This window comes from Bradyrhizobium sp. Pha-3 (genome assembly GCF_042258615.1).
GTDB lineage: Bacteria > Pseudomonadota > Alphaproteobacteria > Rhizobiales > Xanthobacteraceae > Bradyrhizobium.
The window spans coordinates 937,805-956,519 of the sequence record NZ_CP170152.1; the positions used below are offsets into that span (position 1 = coordinate 937,805).

Sequence of the window (18,715 nt, forward strand, 5' to 3'; positions counted from 1 at the left end):
CTCATATTAATTTTGCTGATGTCCCGGATTGCTTCCGGGTTTTCCGACCCTTGACCGCGACTTGGCCGCTTTATTTCAGGCAGTATTGAGCGATGCCGCGGCCAATGGCAAGCCGCTGCGCGCTATCGACGCATCGGGAGATCGGAAGGGTGACGCTCTGCTAGCCTGCCGGCTTGGCGTCGGCCTTCGGCTTCTCAGCCTTGGGCTTCTCGGCCTTGGGCTTCGCAGCAGGCTTTGCTGCCGCCGCCGGTTTGCCGGCAGGCTTTGCGGCGGCCGGCTTGTCCGCGGCGGGCTTCGCAGCTGCGGCATCCGGCTTGGCGTTGGCGTGACGCACCGGCTTGGCCGCCGGCTTGTTGTCCGACTTGGAGCTATCCGACTTGGAGGCGTTCTTGGCGTCACCCTTGGCGTCGTCAGCCGCATCGGACTTCTTGCCGGCGACACGGGTGTGCTTGCCCTTGGCGCGCTTGGCCGGCTGCAGCTTCTCGGTGTCGGCCTCGACCGCGGCGATCAACGCAGCGCCGGTCTTGGTCGGTCCCGTATAAACCACGACCGGTTCGGACGCCGCCGCCGGCTGCGCCAGCAGGTCGGCCGGCTTTGTCGGCATCGCGGCCTGCAGGCCCGAGGCGAAGAAGCTCACGCCGCTGTCGCCGTTGGTGCTCGCGCCGGCGCTGGCAACGGTGTCTTCTCCGTCCTCGTCGCTGGCGGGCCGCTTGTGCTTGGCGCCGCACATCTCCTCGCGCAGGTTCGGCGGGGTGGTATCGATCGGCACCAGATTGTTGACGGTGCCGAGCGAGGGCCGCAGCCACGCCAGCCCGTTGTTGGCAAAGCCGCGATCCAGGAGCTGCGCGGCGCGGATCGCGCGCATGCGGCCCGAGGAGGCGCCGAGCACCACGGCGATCAGCCGCCTGCCGTCGCGCGTCGCCGACGCCACGAGATTGTAGCCGGAGGCGCAGATGAAGCCGGTCTTGAAGCCGTCGGCGCCGGGATAGCGGCCGATCAGCTTGTTGAAGTTCTGGGTGACGCGGCGGCCGAAGCGGATCGACGGGATGTGGACGAAATACTCGTATTCCGGCAGATCGCGGATGATGGCGCGGGCGAGGATCGCCATGTCGCGCGCCGAGGTGATCTGGCCGTCGGCGGGCAGGCCGTTTGGGTTGACGTAGCTCGTTTGCGTCATGCCGAGCTTCTGCGCGGTCTGGTTCATTTCGCCGGCAAAGCCGTCGATCGAGCCGCCGATGCCCTCGGCCAGCACCACGGCCATGTCGTTGGCCGACTTCACCAGCATCATCTTGAGCGCGTTGTCGACGGTGACCTGGGTGCCGGGCCGAAGACCCATCTTCGAGGGCGACTGCGATGACGCAGTCGGCGACACCGTGAGCAGCGTGTCGAGCGACACCCGGCCATCCTTGACCGCCTTCAGCGTCACATAGGCGGTCATCAGCTTGCTGAGCGAGGCCGGATACCACGGCATCGTGGCGTTGTCGGCCTGCAGCACCTTTCCTGAATCGGCCTCGACGACCAGCAGCGCCTCGGCCTGCGCGATCTGCGGCGTTGCGATGGCGAGCATCGCGACGGCTAGAATCCATTTCAACGACGGGCGCAGCGGGCGAGGAAAATACACGATGGTTCCGGTCCTTTGAGACCCGCCTTCGAGAAGGAGGTCTTGCGATGTGACGTACGGGTTTCAAGCGTGTCCGGCGCCGCACTGCGGCGATGCAAACCTATACCGGCTTGCCAGCTGAGAACAGAGGCCGGCCAATTATATCGTGGACGAAATCGGCTGAATTTCGGCAGCCACCTCAATTGGAAAGGGGAGAATTATGGTGCCTCGATGCCGGCGCGCGCCTGGTCCTGGACCATGAACTGGGCCCGTGCGAGTTCGGCAAAACGCCCGCCTTTCGCCACCAGTTCATCGAAAGTTCCGCTTTCGATCACCCGTCCCTGGTCGAACAACAGGATGCGGGTGGCGTGGCGGATGGTCGAGAGACGGTGTGCGATCACGAAGGTGGTGCGGCCCTTCATCACTTCGTCGAGAGCAGCATTGACCTTGGCCTCGGTGACGGCGTCGAGCGCGCTGGTCGCCTCGTCGAGGATCAGGATCGGCGGATCCTTGAGCAGCGCACGCGCAATTGATAATCGCTGACGTTCGCCGCCGGACAGCATGCGGCCGCGCTCGCCGGCATGGGTGTCGAATTTCTTTTCGCTGCGCTCGATGAAATCCAGCGCCTGCGCGCGTGCCGCGGCGGTACGCAGCTCCTCGTCGGTCGCATCCGGCTTGCCGACGCGCAGGTTGTCGGCGAGCGAGCGGTTGAACAGCAGCGCCTCCTGGAACACCACGCCGATGTTCCGCCGCAGCGCCGTCAACTTCAGCGCACGTATGTCCATACCGTCGATCTTGATGATGCCGGATTGCGGATCGAACGCGCGATGCAGCAGCGCGATTGCAGTGGATTTGCCGGCGCCGGTCGAGCCGACCAGCGCGATGGTCTGGCCGGGCAATGCGGTGAAGCTGAGGTCCTCGATCGCCGGCCGCTTGCCGTCATAGGAGAACGAGACGTCGTTGAATTCGACCAGCCCCGACAGCCGGCCGGGATCGACCGCGCCCGGTCGGTCGCGCACCGCCGGCACCGCATCGAGCACGTCGAAGAATTCCTGCAGGCGCGGCGCTTCCATGAACACATTGTTGATGAAGCTCACCACCTGCTCGAGCTTCTGGATAAGCATGGTGGCGAACGAGACGAACATCACGATCTCGCCGACCGTGGTGAGGCCCTCATTGTGGAGCGCGATGCCGACGGTGAAGATCGCGAGCACCGTGATGGTGGTCGAGGCGCGCGTGATCACGGTGACCAGCGCCCACCATGACAGCACCGGCATCTGCACCGCGAGCAGCTTGTCGGCGACGTAGCGCAGGCCCTGCACCTCGGAATCGATCCGCACGAAGCTCTGCACCAGCGCGACATTGCCGAGCGCGTCGGAGGCGCGCGCCGAGAGATCGCTGTAATAGGCCTCGACCTCGCTCTGCATGCCGTAGGTCTTGCGCACCACCAGAGTGGTCAGCACGGTGAACACGACACAAAGCGCGAACAGCAGGATCGCCAGCCGCCAGTTGATGTAGAGCGCGAGCGGCAGCAGCACGATCAACGACATGATCGCGGCGAAATGCTCGCGGAAGAAGCCGAGCCAGAGCCGCCACAGCGCATCGGTGCCGTTCAGCATCACCTTCATCAGCCGCCCGGAATGGGTGCCGGAGTGGAAGGTCAGCGGCAGCTGCAGGATGTGCTCGAAATAATCGGTCAGCACCGCCTGGCGCTGGCGGTGCGCGAGCCGGTCGGCCTGCAATGCGACGATTGCGCTGCAGCCGATCGTGAACAGGCCGAACGCCGCCCAGGCCGCGAGCAGCGGCCATGCCGAGGAGGTCGCGAGCAGCCCGGTAACCGGTCGGCCCGACAGCACGTCGACGATCTTGCCGAACAGCACCGGCTCGGCGAATTGGGCGCCGGCGAGCAGCATGTTGGCGGCGGCGAGGATCCAGCCGAGCCGCGCCTCCTTGCCGAGCAGTTCGAGGACGCGGATGTAAAGGCGGAGCATGGACATGCCGGCGGGACTCGTCAGCGGTGGGCGCCCGGTCAGGCGGGATGCAATCTAATCAGGGTTCGACAGCGAGGGCCAGCGGTGACAGCGCGTCATGCTCAGGGTGACGATAATTGCGGCGAGCGGCTCCCCACGCCGTCGTCCTGGCTTTCGCCAGGACGACGTTGAACATTTGGTGCAGCTCGTCACCTATGCATTCGCATGCGGTCAATTCACCAGCCGACTGTCGATCGGCGGCAGGAATTGGTCGTCGAAGATGTCGGCGGCGTGCGGCCGCTTCTGGAATTTGAAGTCCTCCGCGAGCTGGTCGACCGCGCGCTCGAAGCGCTCCGGCTCGATGCCGCCGAGGCCGTTGCGCTTCACCTCGCCGGTCAGGATGTTGTCGCGGATGATGGCGCCCAGCCGCTCGAGCTCCAGATCACGCGAACCGCCGTCCATCCGGCTCACCACCTCGCTCGCGGCGCGAGCCGGGTCCTTGACCGCGAGGTTGGTGCCGCCGATCACCGCGCGCACGAAGCCTTTCACCGAGTCCGGCTTCGCCGCGGTAAGGCGCGGGCTGACGATGACGGCAAAGCCATAGGCTTCGCAGCCATAGTCGGCGAAGCGCAGCACCGCGAGATCGTCGGCAGGCACGCCGCGATCCCGCAGATTGATCGCCGAGAGATAGGAGAAGCCGGTGACGGCATCGACCTGGCCTGCGGAAAGCATCGGCTCGCGCACCGCGGCGCTGATCGTGTTCTGCTTCACGCTCGCAAGCTTGATACCGTTCTGCTTGGCGATCGCGGGCCACAGCCGGATCGAAAGGTCGCCCTCGGCCACGCCGAGGTTCTTGCCCTGGATGTCGGTCAGCGCCTTGATGCCACGGCTCTTGCGGGCAATGATCGCATAAGGTGCCTGGTTGAACAGCACGAACACCGCCTTGACGGGGGCAGCACCAGGCTTGTCGCGAAAGCGGATCAGCGAGTTGATGTCGACGAGGGCAAAGTCGCTCAAGCCGTCGGCGACACGCGCGATCGCATCCGCCGAGCTGGTCGCGACGTTGGTGCCGACCGCAAGGCCCTCGGCGCTGAACAGGCTGCCGGCCGATGCCATCACGAATGGGGCCGCGGCAGCATCAAGCGGACGGTCGAGCGTGAACTGGATGGTGAGTGGCTGCGGCGCATCGCCGGCGCGCAGCGGTGTCACGGCCGGCCACACGCCGCCCGAAAGGCTGATTATGCCAGCCAGTATCCAGCGGAGAACGGTGGTCCGACTTACCTGCATCATGACATCCGGGAGGCGAGACAAAGTGCCGCGCCGGCTGCACCTGCTTCATGACATCGAATGCGCCAGGCCAGGGTGCAATTCAAGCATCAATTTCAAGCGCTATTTGACGGCATTCTGCCCCAGGCAAGGTGAACAGCCGATGACTGCCTCGATTTCACCTCAGGTTGTTCAGCTTGCATTCGGGTTGGGGAACCTAATCTAGAGGCAGTGGTTAGCTCACCGAGGCCCGTCGGGCCGGCTTCCACAAAGGATGACTGCAATGTTTGCGCGAAAAGGTGTTTTTTCGTCCATTGGCCGCGCAGCCACATTGGCAACGGTTGCCGCGGTGGCGTTGACGGCCGTTGAGCCGACGATGGCGTTCGCAGGCTCTGCTCCGGCGGGCAAGACGGCCGCTGTGACCACATCGCACGGCACGAGCGGCGCGACCGACATCAGCGCGCGCCGTCGCTACTATCGTGGCGGAGGCGGTGGTGCGGCCGCTGCGGCTGCGTTCGCCGGGATCGTCGGCACGGGTCTGGCGATCGCCGCAGCCCAGAACCGTCGCGACTATTACGACTCCTATGGCTACGACGGCGGCCCGGGCTATTACGGCGGTCCCGCCTATTATGGTGGTGGCCCGGCCTATTACGGCGGCGGACCGTATTATGGTTATCACGGCTATTACGGGCGCCGCTCGGCACTGCCCTATACGCCGTACTGACACCGCTGGCGGTTCTCAGAACTGTCACAAAAGATCGAATCCACCGGCTGCGAGGCCGGTGGATTTTTCGTTGTCGGCTCGCTCGTTAACACGCTGGCGACGCGTTTCGATTAGGCTCGTAGGATGAGTGATTCGATCGAGCGGCTTTACCAGGCGGTGATCGCGGCCAAGGATCTTGATCCGGCAATTTCGCGCACGGCACGGCTGTTCCAGCGCGGGCCGGCCAAGATGGCCAAGAAGCTCGCCGAGGAAGCGGTCGAGGTCGTGATCGATGCCGTCAGCGGCAAGCCGGACGCCGTCGTCCGCGAGAGCGCGGACCTGCTCTACAATCTCACTGTTCTCTGGGCATCGGCCGGCGTGAAGCCGGGGGATGTGTGGCGCGAGATGGAGCGGCGCGAGCGGCTGCTCGGGATCGCCGAGAAGCTGCCGAAGTCGCCCGTTAAGCTCCCCAAGACCGCGCCCGTTCCGGTGGTTCGGCGTCGAATTGTCGCGCTGGAGAACCGGCTGCGCAAACGGCAGCCGTAAATCAACCAAATTCGATCCATTCCCGGCATGGACAAATCCGCTCCATGATGGTTCATCGCGCCCATGTTGAAACGGATTTACGACTGGTGCGTCGCGGCGGCCGACAAGCCCTACGCACTCTGGATTCTCGCCGCCGTCGCCTTCGCCGAGAGCTCCTTCTTCCCGATCCCTCCTGACATCATGTTGTTGCCGATGTCGTTGGCGCGGCCGAAGCGGGCCTGGTGGTTCGCGGCCGTCTGCACCGTCGCGTCCGTCGCCGGCGGCGTGCTCGGCTACGCGATCGGCGCGCTGCTCTACGATTCGCTCGGGCAGTGGCTGATCCATCTCTACGGCCTCTCCGACAAGGTCGACGCGTTCCGCGCCTCCTATGCCGAGTGGGGTGCCGTGATCATCCTCGTGAAGGGGCTGACGCCGATCCCCTACAAGCTCGTGACGATCACGTCGGGCTTTGCCGGTTACAACATCTGGCTGTTCATCCTGTGCTCGATCGTCGCACGCGGCGGCCGCTTCTTCTTCGTCGCGGTCTTGCTCAATCGCTACGGCGATGTCATCCGCGCCGAGCTCGAGAAGCGGCTCGGCATGTGGGTCGCGATCGGCGCGATCGTGCTAGTGCTGGGCTTTGTTGTCGCATTCAAGCTGATCTAACCAAAGTTCTAGCTGTTCGCGTCTTTGCTCGCGGACGGCTTCGGACTACGGTCGCTGCATTGGCTGATGGAATCGACGACCGGTGAATCTCGCGAGACTCAATCCCGCCAAGGTGTACGTTGCGATGGCGGGCCTTGCGCTATCGATGGCGCTGCCTGCGACCGACGGCGGATGGGCGCAGACTGCGCCGCCCGCGCTCGGCGTGCAGTCGCCGGCGCAGCAGCCTGCTGAGTCTCCGCAGCAACAACAGATCGAGCTGCCGCCCGCGCCCGTCGAGCGCGAGAATCCGGGACTGATCAACGAAATCGGAAAGCTGTTCGAGAAGTCGAAGTCGGCGCTGCCACAGCTGAAGAGCCCCAGCGAGACCATCAACGACCTGTCGAACATCGCACGCCCCTCGACGATGGTGAGCGGGCGCGCAGCCTGCGTGGTGGCCTCGAACGGTGCGCCGGACTGCAAGATCGGCGCCGACCGGCTGTGCCAGAGCAAAGGGTTCAAGGAAGGCAAGAGCATCGATACCGACGCCTCCGAGAAATGCTCGCCGCTGGTCTATTTGCCGGGCCACAAGCGCGGGCCGAACGACTGCAAGACGGAAAATTTCGTGACACGGGCGGTCTGCCAATAGAGGTGGCCGAAACCGCGTCTGGGATGCCAGATGCGCCCGAAAACACGGCATCTGGATGAAGTTTTGTCATCCTTTTTGCAGCGCCATAACGCAATACTTGACACTGGAAAGATTGCCTTGTTGGTATGACGGTCAGCATCGAGACCAACCAACTTGAGGATCCGCCGCCAATGTCCATGCCTGCTCTGTTCAAGGGCCGCCTGTCTCTTCCCGTGATCGGGGCACCGCTGTTCATCATTTCGGTGCCTGACCTCGTCATCGCCCAGTGCAAGGCCGGCGTGGTCGGCTCGTTTCCGTCGCTGAACGCGCGGCCGCCGGAACTGCTCGACGAATGGCTGTACCGGATCAAGGAAGAGCTTGCCGCCTACGACAAGGCGCATCCGGAGCGGCCGTCGGCGCCGTTCGCGGTGAACCAGATCGTGCACAAGTCGAACAACCGGCTCGATCACGACATGGCACTTTGCGAGAAGCACAAGGTGCCGATGATCATCTCCTCGCTCGGCGCGCGCGAAGAGCTCAACCAGGCCGTCCACGGCTGGGGCGGCATCGTGTTCCACGACGTGATCAACCAGAAGTTCGCGCGCAAGGCGATCGAGAAGGGCGCCGACGGCCTGATCCTGGTCGCGGCCGGTGCCGGCGGTCATGCCGGCACGCTGTCGCCGTTCCCGTTCGTGTCGGAGACGCGGCAGTGGTTCGACGGGCCGATCGCGCTGTCGGGCACCATCGCCAACGGCCGCGCCATTCGCGCCGCGCGCATCATCGGTGCCGACTTCGCCTATATCGGCTCCGCCTTCATCGCGACCCAAGAGGCAAACGCGGTCGAGGGCTACAAGAGCATGATCACCAATTCGTCCGCCGAGGACATCGTCTACTCCAATCTGTTCACCGGCGTGCACGGCAACTATTTGAAGCCGTCGATCGTCGCGGCCGGCATGGATCCGGAAAACCTGCCGACCTCGGATCCCTCGAAGATGAGCTTCGGCACCGATGCGTCCGGCGAGCGCGCCAAACCGAAGGCCTGGAAGGAGATCTGGGGCTCCGGCCAGGGCGTCGGCAGCATCTCCAAGGTGGTGCCCGCGGCCGAGCTGATTGGTCGGTTCAAGAAAGAGTATGACGAGGCGGTCGATCCGGCGCTTGGTTGATGGAGCCGATCTTTCGCGTTGACGGCGACCGCGTCGTCACCAGTCCCGATGCTGCGGGTCCATGGGACCCGCGGATGCAGCACGGTTCCGCGCCGGCCGCGCTGGTGGTGTGGGCCGCAGAAGCCATCCCCACGCCGGTGCCGATGCGGATCGCGCGGGTCACGATCGACCTGATGCGTCCGGTGCCGGTGGCCCCGCTGACGGTCTCGAGCGAGATCCTGCGCGACGGCCGCAAGATCCAGCTCTGCGGCGTCAGGCTGCTCGCCGACGGCGTTCTCGTCGTCTCGGCGACCGTGCTGAAGATCAAGCAACAGGCGGCCGAGCTGCCGCAGGATGTCGCAGCCGTTCCGGTCGATCTGCCGGGCCCCGACGACAGTATCGTCGAGCCGGGTAACCTCGCGAACAGTCCGTTCGTGAAGAACATCTCGATGCGGGCCGCGCGCGGCCGCTTCGGCGTGCTCGGCCCGGGCGCGATCTGGTTCCGCGTCAACCAGCCGCTGATCGCAGGCGTCGCCGTCTCGCAGGCGATGCGTGCGGTGGTCGCCTCGGATTTCTCCAACGGCGTTTCGCCGGCGCTCGATTTCAGCCGGTGGACCTTCATCAACGCCGATCTCACTGTGAGCCTGGCACGCGAGCCGGTCGGCGACTGGGTCCTGCTCGACAGCGAGTCCTGGATCGGGCCTGACGGTGCAGGGCTTGCGATGTCGCGGCTCGCCGACCAGCGCGGCTATTTCGGCCGTACCGTCCAGAGCCTCGTGATCGAGCGGCGCTAGCGCCGGGCCGGTTTCAGCCGCCACATTGAGAGAAGGGCAGCCCGAAGCGGCCGCTCGTGAGCAAAAATACCCCTGCGCGTCCGGAACGGTTGGCGGCACCAACGAGTTTTGGTCTCGTTAGGGGGTGTCATGACGCGCATCGATTTCGCCGCCGGTTTCCTGGCCAAGACCGTCCGGCGGCCGTGTGCGTTGCGGGCGGGCGGTATCGGCGCTGCGCGGCGGCTCGGAGCCTCGCGGTGAAGCCCGGCCCGTCGTCGGAACGCGCGGTCATCCTCGCCGCGAGCGAACGGGACGCCGTCAAGACTGCCCACCTGATCAAGGAAGCCGGCTACTACGCCAATATCTGCGGCGACCTCGCCGAGTTCGAGCATCAGGTCGCAAGCGGGGCGGGCCTTGCCATCATTGCCGATGAGGCGATCAGGACCGCCGACCTTGCCGGCCTGACGCGCTGGCTGAACGAGCAGCCGTCATGGTCGGATTTTCCCATCGTGCTGATGAGCGAGAAGGGCGGGCCAGGGCGCAATCCCGAAGCGGCACGGCTCGGCCGCGCGCTCGGCAATGTCACCTTTATCGAGCGGCCGTTCCATCCGACCACGCTGGTGAGCCTGGTCGCCGCGGCGGTGCGCGGCCGCCGCCGCCAGTACCAGACCCGCCAGATACTGGAAGACCTGACCGAGAGCGAAGACCTGTTGCAGACCGCGCTCGATGCCGGTCATCTCGGCGCGCTCGAACTTCATCTGCCGGATTTCGAGCTCGAGGCGTCGCCGACTTGTAAGACATTCTTCGGGCGCAAGCCTCGCGGTCCCTTCACCTATCAGGATCTGCTCGAAGCGGTGCATCCCGATGACCGCGCCCGCCGCAGCGAAACCGTCGAGCAAACGCTGCGCACCGGCGCGGACTACCGGATCGAGTATCGCAACATCTGGCCCGACGGCACCCAGCACTGGCTCGATGTCCGCGCCCGCGCGGTGCGCCGGCCCGACGGCAGCATCCGGTCGCTGGTCGGGGTTTGCTCCGACATCACCGCGCGCAAGACCGCGGAGATCGAGCGCGAGGCGCTGCTGGCGCAGCTCGCCGCGGAGCGCACCGCGCTTGCCGAGCTCACCGCGACGCTGGAGCAGCGGGTCGAGCAGCGCACCGCCGACCTGATGAAGGAGGTCGCCGCGCGCGAGCGGGCGCAGGAACAGCTCCGCCATGCGCAGAAGATGGAGGCGATCGGCCAGCTCACCGGCGGCGTCGCGCACGACTTCAACAATCTGCTGATGGCCGTGATGGGCAATCTCGACCTGCTGCGCAAGCGGATGCCGGAGGACCCGCGCCTGCGCCGGCTGGTCGACGGCGCGTTGCAGGGCGCCGAGCGCGGTGCCTCCCTGACGCAGCGGCTATTGGCCTTCGCGCGGCAGCAGGATCTGCGCGCGGTGCCGGTCGATCTCGGCGCGCTGGTGCGCGACATGAGCGAATTGCTCGAGCGCTCGCTCGGGCCGCGCATCACGCTGCGGCTCGACATCCCGGACGGACTGCCGGCGGCCTGCGTCGATGCCAATCAGCTCGAGCTTGCGGTGCTCAACCTTGCGATCAACGCGCGCGATGCGATGCCGGATGGCGGCGTGATCGAAATCCGCCTCGCGGCCTGGCAGGCCAAAAACGATCAGGCCAAGAACGATCAGACCAGGAGCGATCAGGTCAAGGGCGATCCCGCGCTGCAGCCGGGCAATTACCTGAAACTGTCGGTGGTCGACAGCGGCGGCGGCATGTCGCCGGACGTGCTGAAGCGGGCGATCGAGCCGTTCTTCTCGTCAAAGCCGGTGGGCAAGGGGACCGGGCTCGGCCTGTCGATGGTGCATGGCCTCGCGGTGCAACTCGGCGGCGCGCTGCAGCTGTCGAGCGCGGTCGGCAAGGGTACCACGGCCGTGCTGGTGCTGCCGGTCGCGACAACAGCGCCGGCGGTCGAGAGTCCGGCGCCGGCGGCGCAGAAAATCAAACGCTCGGCGGTGATCCTGCTGGTCGACGACGATCCACTGATCGCGATGTCGACCATGGAGATGCTGGAGGATCTCGGCCATCGCGTGATCGGCGCCAGTTCCGGACCGCACGCGCTCGATATCCTCAGGAGCGACCAGGAGATCGACCTGATGATGACCGATCACGTGATGCCCGGCATGACCGGCCTCGAACTCGCCGCAGCCTCGCGCGAGGTGCGCCCGCATCTCGTCGTCCTGCTCGCCACCGGCTATGCCGAACTGCCCGACGGCACTCAGGTCGACCTGCCGCGGCTGGCCAAGCCCTACCACCAGGATCAGCTGCGCGAGCGGCTCGATCAGCTGCTGGGGCAGGGGGCCGGGCAGCACACGGTCGCCGCCAGCGCCGATAGTCTCGCTGCGCCTTCCACTCTCTCACCGTCACCCTGAGGAGCCGCGAAGCGGCGTCTCGAAGGGCGACGGCCCAGCTCTTGCCGCGAGGACAGGTTGCTTGCCGCACACGGCGGCATCGAGGCCGTGCATCCTTCGAGACGCGCGCAAGAGCGCGCTCCTCAGGATGACAGTTGGGAACTTGCGCAGCTACCCCACCATGCGGTCGCGGCCGGACCAGAAGCGCGCCTTCAGCACCTTCTTGTCGACCTTGCCGACTCCGGTCATCGGCAGCTCCTTGACGAACTGGATCTGCTTCGGTGCGTGCGCCGAGCCCTTCTTTGCCTTCACGAGGCTAATCAACTCGTCGGCGTCGGGCACAGCGCCCTCGCGTGCCACCACGACGGCGGTGACGGCCTCGCCCCATTTGTCGTCGGGCACGCCGACCACGGCGACCATCGCGACGTCGGCGTGCTGCGACAGCACATCCTCGACTTCGCGTGGAAAGATGTTGAAGCCGCCGGAGACGATCATGTCCTTCTTGCGGTCGAGGATGAACATGTAGCCGCGCTCGTCCTTGCGGGCGATGTCGCCGGTGTGCAGCCAGCCGCTCTTCAGCGTCTCCGCCGTGATATCGGGACGCTTCCAGTATTCGGCCATCACATGGGTGGCGCGCACGCAGATCTCGCCGGCCTCGCCGGTCGCGACCTCCTGGTCGTCCTGATCGAGGATCTTCACCTGGCAGGCGGTGATCGGGAAGCCGCAGGACAGGAACAGCTCCGGCGTCTTCGGATCATGGTCCGCCTTGCGCAGCACCGAGACCGGATAGCATTCGGTCTGGCCATAGAGCTGCGAGAATACCGGGCCGATGCGCTCGATGCCTTCGACCAGCCGGCTCGGCGACATCGCGGAGGCGCCGTAGAGCAACAGCTCGAGCGAGGAGAGGTCGGTCTTGGGCAGGGCCGGATGATCCAGCATCACATAGATCATGGTCGGCACGAACAGCGTGAAGTTGATCTTCTCGCGCGCGATGGTCTTGAACACGGCTTCCGGATCGAACCCTTTCAGCATGTGCACGGTGCCGCCGCGCATCAGCGTCGGCAGCACCTTGGTGCCGGCGACATGGCTGATCGGCGCCACCGTCAGGTAACGCGGCGTCTCCGGAATCTCGAAGTCGGCGAGGATGGCGGCGGCGAAGCCGCCATATTCGCGGTGATAACGCAGCGCGCCCTTGGATTTGCCGGTCGTGCCGCCGGTATAGTTCAGGGTCGAGATGTCGTCCTCGCGGGCGAAGTTCTTCGCGGTCGCGCTGCCGGCATCCTCGACCACCTGCAACAGGTCGGCGCCGTAATCCGCCGGGCCGAGCGTGAACACGGTCTTCAGGCCGGCGGCCTTGGCGGCGAGCTCGCCGCCACGATCGCGAAACGTGATGCCGTCGACGATCAGCATCTCGGCCTCGGAGTCCTCGATCTGGAACAGCTGGTCGTCGAGCGAGCCGAGCGGGTGCAGCCAGGTGATCGCGAGCCGCGACAATTGCGCGGCGACGCCGGCGCACCAGCTGTCGGCGCGGTTGGCGGTGAGCAGCGCGACGCGGGTGCCCGGCGCGAAGCCGAGCCGCATGAACACGCTCTGCATCCGTCCAATCAGGTCGGTCGCGCCCTGATAGCTGAGCGAGCCGCCCGGCCACGCGAAGGCCGTGCGCGACGGATAGCGCGCCAGCGCCCGCAAGGTCTGCTCGCACACCGCCGGAAATGCATAGAGCGGATTGCTCATGTCGTTGTCCCTCCCGCCTTTGTCTTTGGCTTCTCTCGTGCCAATGTTGGCGATAACGCTAACACAATGATGCAGGGAAGAAACAACTTGTCCGCTGATCCTCTTGCGCGTTTTCGCGATCGCCTCCGGTTGCCGCTGATTGCAGCGCCGATGTTTCTGGTGTCGGGCGTCGAGCTGGTGGTAGCGGCCTGCCGCAACGGCGTGATCGGTTCGTTTCCGACGGTGAATTGCCGTGAGACGGAACAGCTCGATGCCTGGCTCGGCGACATCGCGCGCCGCCTGCAAGTGCATGCCGACGCGAGCGGTGCGGCGGCGGCGCCGATCTGTCCGAACCTGATCGTGCACCGCTCCAACGCGCGGCTGGCGCAGGATCTCGCCGTGCTGTTGCGGCACAGGCCCGAGCTTGTGATCACCTCGGTCGGCTCGCCGGCGCCGGTGCTCGCCCCCTTGCACGATGCCGGCGCGCTGGTGTTCGCCGACGTCGCCTCGATTCGTCATGCCGAGCGCGCGGTCGCGGCCGGCGCCGACGGGCTCGTGCTGCTTACCGCGGGCGCCGGCGGGCAGACCGGCTGGCTCAATCCGTTCGTGTTCGTCCGCGCGGTGCGCGCATTCTTCGACGGCCCGATCGTGCTGGCCGGTGGCATCAGCGACGGCCACGCGCTACGCGCCGCAGAGGCGCTCGGCTGCGATCTCGCCTACATGGGCACCAAGTTCATCGCGACGCGCGAGAGCATGGCGGACGCGAGGTACAAGCAGATGCTGGTCGACTCTAGCGCCGACGACATCTTGCTCACGACGGCCTTCACGGGCCTGCAGACCAATATGCTGCGGCCCTCGATCGAGGCCGCCGGTCTCGATCCCGACGACCTGCCGGCGCGCGGCGCGATCGACATCGGCAAGGACATCGACATCGGCGCCCGCGAAAGCCGGCCGCAGCGCTGGCGCGACATCTGGAGCGGCGGTCATTCCACCTCGGGGGTGACCGGGGTGCTTGGCGTCGACGAGCTCGTTGCACTGACGGCGACGGAGTACGAGGCGGCGAGCGCGCGGGTGCGGCTCGCCTGACCGTTCAAGTCCCGGCTGTCCGCTTAACGCGGCATTAACCATGCCAGTCCCAACTATGCGCCATGGGATGGTCCGCCGCCGCGGCTGGCCGCCCGCCAGTTGTGGGAATACGACATGGCTTTTGAGGCGCACTTCGCCAAGGATCCGGCCAAGACCCCGGCATCGCTCGACGATCTCTGGACCCGCGTATTCTACGCCCTGCAGCGCCACCCGCTGTGCCGTCAGGTCGAATTCGACATCGTCAGCACGCCGCGCACCCGCCGTACCAACTGGACGGTCAGCCTGCACTCGGTCCAGCCCGGTGCCCTCTGGACGGCGCATGAGATCGTGGCCGACATCCAGGAAGCCTATGAGCTTGACGCCGCGGCCTGATTTTCGGGCCGTTTCGGGACGATTTCACCTATTTGGCGCTGTCACGGCACGGTAACGCCGCATTTCTCGCGCAGTTTGCGGCAACACCGGCCGGGAATGGAGTAGTTTTTGACCAGAGCCATCACCCTCGCCGCGCTGACCTGCTTCCTCCTCGCCGGCGCCGCGATAACAGCCATTTTGGGCCGCGACAGCCTGCCCGCGGCGCAGGCCGACATTGGTCCGGTCGCCAATCGCGCCAGCAAGCAGGACAAGCTCGCGGTTACGACGCTCGCGACGGCCGCCTTCGAGGCGCCACGGCCGACCGAGCCTCCCGCCAGTCCATCGCCGCTCCTGCTGCGGGCGCAAGCCGCGATCCCGGGCGCGACCGATACGGTGCGTCAGGCCTATGCCTCCGCCGAGCCTGCCGATATCGGCCTGCCGAAGATCAATGACCCCGTCGATGCGGCCCAGCCGCGGATCGCCGAGCCCGCCGCGCCGGCCGCCCCCGCCGCGCCGCCGAAGCCCAAGGCAGCCGCCAGGCCCGCGCCGCAGAAGACCTATGCCCTGCTCAGCGACGCGCAGATCGCCGGCATCAAGGACCGGCTCAAGCTGTCGTCATCGCAGGAGTATTACTGGCCGGCGGTCGAGACGGCACTGCGCGCCGTCGCGCGCAAGATCCACGCCAAGCGCCAGGGCGATCCCGCATCGGGAGCGATGCCGATCGATCCGGATTCCGAGGAAGTCCAGCAGCTGAAGTCGGCGGCGATGCCGCTGCTGTTCCAGCTCCGCGAGGATCAGAAGAACGAGGTCCGCTCGCTGGCGCGCCTGATCGGCCTCGAACGCGTCGCCTCGATGATCTGAGCGCGGGCGTCGGTCGAACCGAACCTGCGGCCAGCGAATTCTAGTGGGCTTCCAGCGGACGCAGCTTGTCCACCTTGCCCTGGGTTTCGACGAGCAGTTGCTTCATGAAGTCCTTGTTGCGCTTGAGCCATGGCTCCAGCGTCTGCCGTACATCGCCCGGCGACTTCTTCTCGATGGCCTGCGCAAGCCGGGTCTGAAACGTCCCCCAATCCCTGAACATCTCCTTCAAGAGTGCATCGTCGGAGATGTTGATCGTCGACTTGATGTCGCCGACGGTCTCGAGCTCGCGCATGTTGCCCTGTCGCAGGATCGAATCGAGGTTTTCCAGGCATTCGTGGTAGCGCTGCAGCAGATCGTCCCATCGCTTGGCGCTGAAGTCATCGTCCAGGTTCTCGACCGCGTTGTACAGCGGCTCGAGAAACGACCATCGGAAGCGCCGCGCGAGGCGCAGCAGGATTGAGAGGAAGACGATGTCCTTCGGCATGTTCTGCGCGACCATCAGTCTTGGATCCTCGCTGAATGGCGGCATCGGCACGAAGATGATGACGACCGAGAAAGGCGTGTTGTCGAGATATTCGAGCCGGGCGATGACCGGTTGATACAGTTTCAAATCGCGGAAGATCGGACTGAGGACCTGCTCGCGGCTTCGTCGGTTGGCAATGTCCACGTCGGAAAACGAGTTCGCGACGTAGCTCGTCAACTCGTCGAGCCAGGCGCCGCTGTCATAACGATTCTGTGCGCTGAGCAGGTCCTCCCAGTCGAAATCAGCCGTATCAGGACCGGACAGCAGCGTGGTGGTGGCGGGATCCGCCTCCAGTTTGGCATCCGTCAGAAATCCCCGCGCACGGTCTGACGGCGGCAATGCCTTCAGCGCATCGGCCTTCTGCCGGAACGACAGCTCGTCGCTGAACACGATGCGAAGCCGCAGACGAAACAGCTCTTCCGGGCGGGTGATCTGCATGAACTGCGCGTGCAGGTCCTTCACCGCCTCGTTGAAGTCGCGGGCGTGGTTGGCGTTGAGTTTCGGCCGCAGCGGCACGGCACCGAAGGTCGGCCGCACGAACAGATCTTCGAGAAACCGCCGGACCTCGTCCTCGCCGATCCCGTAAAACTCGTTCTCCGCCAGCATCGGAAACGAGGGTGAACTGTCGACCGAGAACCACAGCACCTTTGACATGAGCTTCAGCGCGCGCTTGTAGCCGTCGAACTGGGAAATCTCCGACGCGCACCACGTCCAATTGTGTTCGGCATTGGTGTGGATGAAGATCAGGCAGTCGGCCTTCGCCGTGTTGTCGATCATCCATTGCCGCCATTCCGCGCCGCCGGGAATTTCCTCGCAGACAAAGCATTCCACCGAACGTTGGCCGTCCAGGCTGCTGAGATATTCGAGCCGCGCTTTCAACAGGCGCGCGAGAAATCTGTCTTCGGCGCGATGGCTGATAAAGACCGAGAAATCATTTTGCATGGCAAAATCCGATCTGCATGAATTTTATGCGACGGCTGGCCGCATCTCGTCGGCCGAATGCCGCGGCTGGACGTCCTGCCGCGGACAGAATGATAGCCCGTCTCTGAAATTTGCGATCGCCGGGCGGAAAAAAGAAAAACCGCCTGCCAGTGATTTATCTCACTATACCTTAGGGTGTGCCATGTGCAAGATACTCAGGGAACCGGCGCGCGATCGTTGTCGTGCACCGGGGCGGACTGGCTAAAATTTTTCGAAACTCTGCCGATGTGTCGATTTGAACGCATCGCTTCATTTCATGACCTGGCGCCGTTCGCGCCTGGACGCACGACCAATTGAGCCTTCGGCCGTGATCGGTCGGCCGTATCGAGTTCAGCAAAGTCATGGTCGGGAGGGGCAATCATGCCGAAGACCAAGCAGCAGCATCTTGATCGTGAAGCAGGACCGAAGCGGATATTGGCGCTCGACGGTGGCGGCATTCGCGGCATTCTGACGCTCGAATATCTGGCCGCGATCGAGACGCAGTTGCGCGAGCGGTACAAGAACAAGGACCTGTTGCTGTGCGATTACTTCGACCTGATCGGCGGCAACTCGACCGGATCGATCATCGCGGCCGGGCTCGCCTGCGGCATGACTGTCGACGCCCTGAAGAAGCTCTACCGCTCGATCGGCACGGACATCTTTCAGGAATCGTTCTGGCGGCGGGGGCTGCTGGCGCCGAAATTCAATTCCGACGCCTTGCAGCGCGCGCTCGATGAGCAGCTCGGCGCCGATACGGTGCTCGGCAGCGACCACATCCGCACCGGCTTGATGATCATGACCAAACGCCTTGATACCGGCAGTCCCTGGCCGCTGCATAACAATCCGGACGCGGTCTTTGCCAAGCAGGACTGCGCGCTGCGGCTGACCGAGGTGGTGCGCGCCAGCACCGCAGCGCCAACCTATTTCAAACCCCAGGAGATCACGATCTCGGGGCGCAACGGCAACACGGTCAACGGCGCCTTCGTCGACGGCGGCGTCAGCCCGTTCAACGATCCGGCCCTGCAACTCCTGATGCTCGCGGCCCTCCATGGCCACGGCTTTCGCTGGCATAGCGGCAAGGACAAGCTGCTGCTGATCTCGGCGGGCACCGGCGTATTCAGGGCAACGTATTCGACCGACCAGATCGTCCGCATGCCGGCGGCGGAGCAGGGTGTGCGCTCGCTGCAATCGCTCATGGACGATTGCAGCCGGCACAATCACGGCATGCTGCAATGGCTGACCAATTGCCTGACGCCGTGGCCGATCGATCGCGCGGTGGCGGATATGATCGCGGACAGCCAGAACGGGCCGCAACTCGCGACTTATGCGCGTTACAACGTGCTGCTGGAAACGGCTTGGCTGAAGGAGAAGCTCCGCATCGATCGAACGCCGGACGCGCTTGCGAAGGTCGCAGCGATGGACGACCCGAAGAACATGGACGAACTCGCCGGTATCGGACAGCTTGCCGCGCAGGAGCAGGTCAGGCCGGAACATTTCCCGCCGGCCTTCGATATCACGTGACGGCGCGCAGCGCGGCGTCACAACACGCGGATCCCGGCTTCGA

Annotated in this window: 16 protein-coding genes; 11 read left to right on the forward strand and 5 right to left on the reverse strand. The window is 65.2% G+C overall.

Features of this window, described 5'->3' with window-relative positions:
* Positions 1–160: 160 nt before the first annotated feature.
* From ACE10Z_RS04420 to ACE10Z_RS04430, 3 genes are all read right to left on the reverse strand, one after another.
* The gene (locus ACE10Z_RS04420; RefSeq protein WP_375790103.1) at positions 161–1,567 is read right to left on the reverse strand and encodes a D-alanyl-D-alanine carboxypeptidase family protein; all 1,407 of its coding nucleotides are present in this window, start codon (positions 1,565–1,567) and stop codon (positions 161–163) included.
* Between the two features lie 251 nt (positions 1,568–1,818).
* Positions 1,819–3,597 (reverse strand): glucan ABC transporter ATP-binding protein/ permease, encoded by a 1,779-nt coding sequence (locus ACE10Z_RS04425; RefSeq protein WP_375786844.1) that lies wholly within the window; start codon positions 3,595–3,597, stop codon positions 1,819–1,821.
* Positions 3,598–3,801: 204 nt separating this feature from the next.
* Complete coding sequence (locus ACE10Z_RS04430) at positions 3,802–4,857, reverse strand: ABC transporter substrate-binding protein (RefSeq protein WP_375786845.1); 1,056 nt, start codon at positions 4,855–4,857, stop codon at positions 3,802–3,804.
* A gap of 262 nt (positions 4,858–5,119) precedes the next feature.
* Here ACE10Z_RS04430 and ACE10Z_RS04435 point away from each other — a divergent pair, with 262 nt between their 5' ends.
* The 7 genes from ACE10Z_RS04435 to ACE10Z_RS04465 all read left to right on the forward strand — a co-directional run bounded on the left by ACE10Z_RS04435 (position 5,120) and on the right by ACE10Z_RS04465 (position 11,678).
* Entirely contained in the window at positions 5,120–5,560 is a 441-nt protein-coding gene (locus ACE10Z_RS04435; protein ID WP_375786846.1) for a hypothetical protein, read from the forward strand.
* 123 nt (positions 5,561–5,683) lie between these two features.
* Positions 5,684–6,085: a phosphoribosyl-ATP diphosphatase gene (gene hisE / locus ACE10Z_RS04440; RefSeq protein ID WP_375786847.1), complete on the forward strand. Its 402-nt coding sequence runs from the start codon at positions 5,684–5,686 to the stop codon at positions 6,083–6,085.
* A gap of 63 nt (positions 6,086–6,148) precedes the next feature.
* Positions 6,149–6,730 carry a YqaA family protein gene (locus tag ACE10Z_RS04445; RefSeq protein WP_375786848.1) on the forward strand — a complete coding sequence of 194 codons (582 nt, stop codon included), beginning with the start codon at positions 6,149–6,151 and terminating at the stop codon, positions 6,728–6,730.
* A 124-nt stretch (positions 6,731–6,854) separates the two neighbouring features.
* Positions 6,855–7,355, forward strand: coding sequence for a hypothetical protein (locus ACE10Z_RS04450; protein WP_375790104.1), 501 nt, complete (start codon positions 6,855–6,857; stop codon positions 7,353–7,355).
* A gap of 170 nt (positions 7,356–7,525) precedes the next feature.
* The gene (locus ACE10Z_RS04455; protein ID WP_375786849.1) at positions 7,526–8,497 is read left to right on the forward strand and encodes an NAD(P)H-dependent flavin oxidoreductase; all 972 of its coding nucleotides are present in this window, start codon (positions 7,526–7,528) and stop codon (positions 8,495–8,497) included.
* Entirely contained in the window at positions 8,497–9,270 is a 774-nt protein-coding gene (locus ACE10Z_RS04460) for a thioesterase family protein (protein WP_375786850.1), read from the forward strand. The genes ACE10Z_RS04455 and ACE10Z_RS04460 overlap by 1 nt, the downstream gene beginning before the upstream one ends.
* A gap of 236 nt (positions 9,271–9,506) precedes the next feature.
* Positions 9,507–11,678, forward strand: a complete 2,172-nt coding sequence (locus ACE10Z_RS04465; RefSeq protein WP_375786851.1) for an ATP-binding protein — start codon at positions 9,507–9,509, stop codon at positions 11,676–11,678.
* Positions 11,679–11,828: 150 nt separating this feature from the next.
* Here ACE10Z_RS04465 and ACE10Z_RS04470 read toward each other — a convergent pair whose 3' ends face one another.
* A complete protein-coding gene (locus ACE10Z_RS04470) occupies positions 11,829–13,391 on the reverse strand; it encodes an AMP-binding protein (protein ID WP_375786852.1) in 1,563 nt (520 codons plus the stop codon).
* 66 nt (positions 13,392–13,457) lie between these two features.
* Between ACE10Z_RS04470 and ACE10Z_RS04475 the strand changes: the two genes are divergently transcribed.
* The 3 genes from ACE10Z_RS04475 to ACE10Z_RS04485 all read left to right on the forward strand — a co-directional run bounded on the left by ACE10Z_RS04475 (position 13,458) and on the right by ACE10Z_RS04485 (position 15,668).
* Entirely contained in the window at positions 13,458–14,456 is a 999-nt protein-coding gene (locus ACE10Z_RS04475; protein ID WP_375786853.1) for an NAD(P)H-dependent flavin oxidoreductase, read from the forward strand.
* Positions 14,457–14,570: 114 nt separating this feature from the next.
* Positions 14,571–14,828 carry a hypothetical protein gene (locus ACE10Z_RS04480; RefSeq protein WP_375786854.1) on the forward strand — a complete coding sequence of 86 codons (258 nt, stop codon included), beginning with the start codon at positions 14,571–14,573 and terminating at the stop codon, positions 14,826–14,828.
* 108 nt (positions 14,829–14,936) lie between these two features.
* Positions 14,937–15,668: a hypothetical protein gene (locus tag ACE10Z_RS04485; protein WP_375786855.1), complete on the forward strand. Its 732-nt coding sequence runs from the start codon at positions 14,937–14,939 to the stop codon at positions 15,666–15,668.
* A 40-nt stretch (positions 15,669–15,708) separates the two neighbouring features.
* Here ACE10Z_RS04485 and ACE10Z_RS04490 read toward each other — a convergent pair whose 3' ends face one another.
* The gene (locus tag ACE10Z_RS04490) at positions 15,709–17,133 is read right to left on the reverse strand and encodes a toll/interleukin-1 receptor domain-containing protein (RefSeq protein WP_375786856.1); all 1,425 of its coding nucleotides are present in this window, start codon (positions 17,131–17,133) and stop codon (positions 15,709–15,711) included.
* A gap of 399 nt (positions 17,134–17,532) precedes the next feature.
* On the opposite strand from ACE10Z_RS04490, the gene ACE10Z_RS04495 reads away from it, so the two are divergent.
* Positions 17,533–18,672: a patatin-like phospholipase family protein gene (locus ACE10Z_RS04495; RefSeq protein WP_375786857.1), complete on the forward strand. Its 1,140-nt coding sequence runs from the start codon at positions 17,533–17,535 to the stop codon at positions 18,670–18,672.
* The last annotated feature ends 43 nt before the right edge of the window (positions 18,673–18,715 follow it).

Bases quoted from the DNA above. Each gene is read 5' to 3' on its own strand.
- ACE10Z_RS04420 (WP_375790103.1), bottom strand. From the start codon at position 1,567: ATGCTCGCCATCGCAACGCCGCAGATCGCGCAGGCCGAGGCGCTGCTG.
- ACE10Z_RS04425 (WP_375786844.1), bottom strand. From the start codon at position 3,597: ATGTCCATGCTCCGCCTTTACATCCGCGTCCTCGAACTGCTCGGCAAG.
- ACE10Z_RS04430 (WP_375786845.1), bottom strand. From the start codon at position 4,857: ATGCAGGTAAGTCGGACCACCGTTCTCCGCTGGATACTGGCTGGCATA.
- ACE10Z_RS04435 (WP_375786846.1), top strand. From the start codon at position 5,120: ATGTTTGCGCGAAAAGGTGTTTTTTCGTCCATTGGCCGCGCAGCCACA.
- hisE (WP_375786847.1), top strand. From the start codon at position 5,684: ATGAGTGATTCGATCGAGCGGCTTTACCAGGCGGTGATCGCGGCCAAG.
- ACE10Z_RS04445 (WP_375786848.1), top strand. From the start codon at position 6,149: ATGTTGAAACGGATTTACGACTGGTGCGTCGCGGCGGCCGACAAGCCC.
- ACE10Z_RS04450 (WP_375790104.1), top strand. From the start codon at position 6,855: ATGGCGGGCCTTGCGCTATCGATGGCGCTGCCTGCGACCGACGGCGGA.
- ACE10Z_RS04455 (WP_375786849.1), top strand. From the start codon at position 7,526: ATGTCCATGCCTGCTCTGTTCAAGGGCCGCCTGTCTCTTCCCGTGATC.
- ACE10Z_RS04460 (WP_375786850.1), top strand. From the start codon at position 8,497: ATGGAGCCGATCTTTCGCGTTGACGGCGACCGCGTCGTCACCAGTCCC.
- ACE10Z_RS04470 (WP_375786852.1), bottom strand. From the start codon at position 13,391: ATGAGCAATCCGCTCTATGCATTTCCGGCGGTGTGCGAGCAGACCTTG.
- ACE10Z_RS04475 (WP_375786853.1), top strand. From the start codon at position 13,458: ATGATGCAGGGAAGAAACAACTTGTCCGCTGATCCTCTTGCGCGTTTT.
- ACE10Z_RS04480 (WP_375786854.1), top strand. From the start codon at position 14,571: ATGGCTTTTGAGGCGCACTTCGCCAAGGATCCGGCCAAGACCCCGGCA.
- ACE10Z_RS04490 (WP_375786856.1), bottom strand. From the start codon at position 17,133: ATGCAAAATGATTTCTCGGTCTTTATCAGCCATCGCGCCGAAGACAGA.
- ACE10Z_RS04495 (WP_375786857.1), top strand. From the start codon at position 17,533: ATGCCGAAGACCAAGCAGCAGCATCTTGATCGTGAAGCAGGACCGAAG.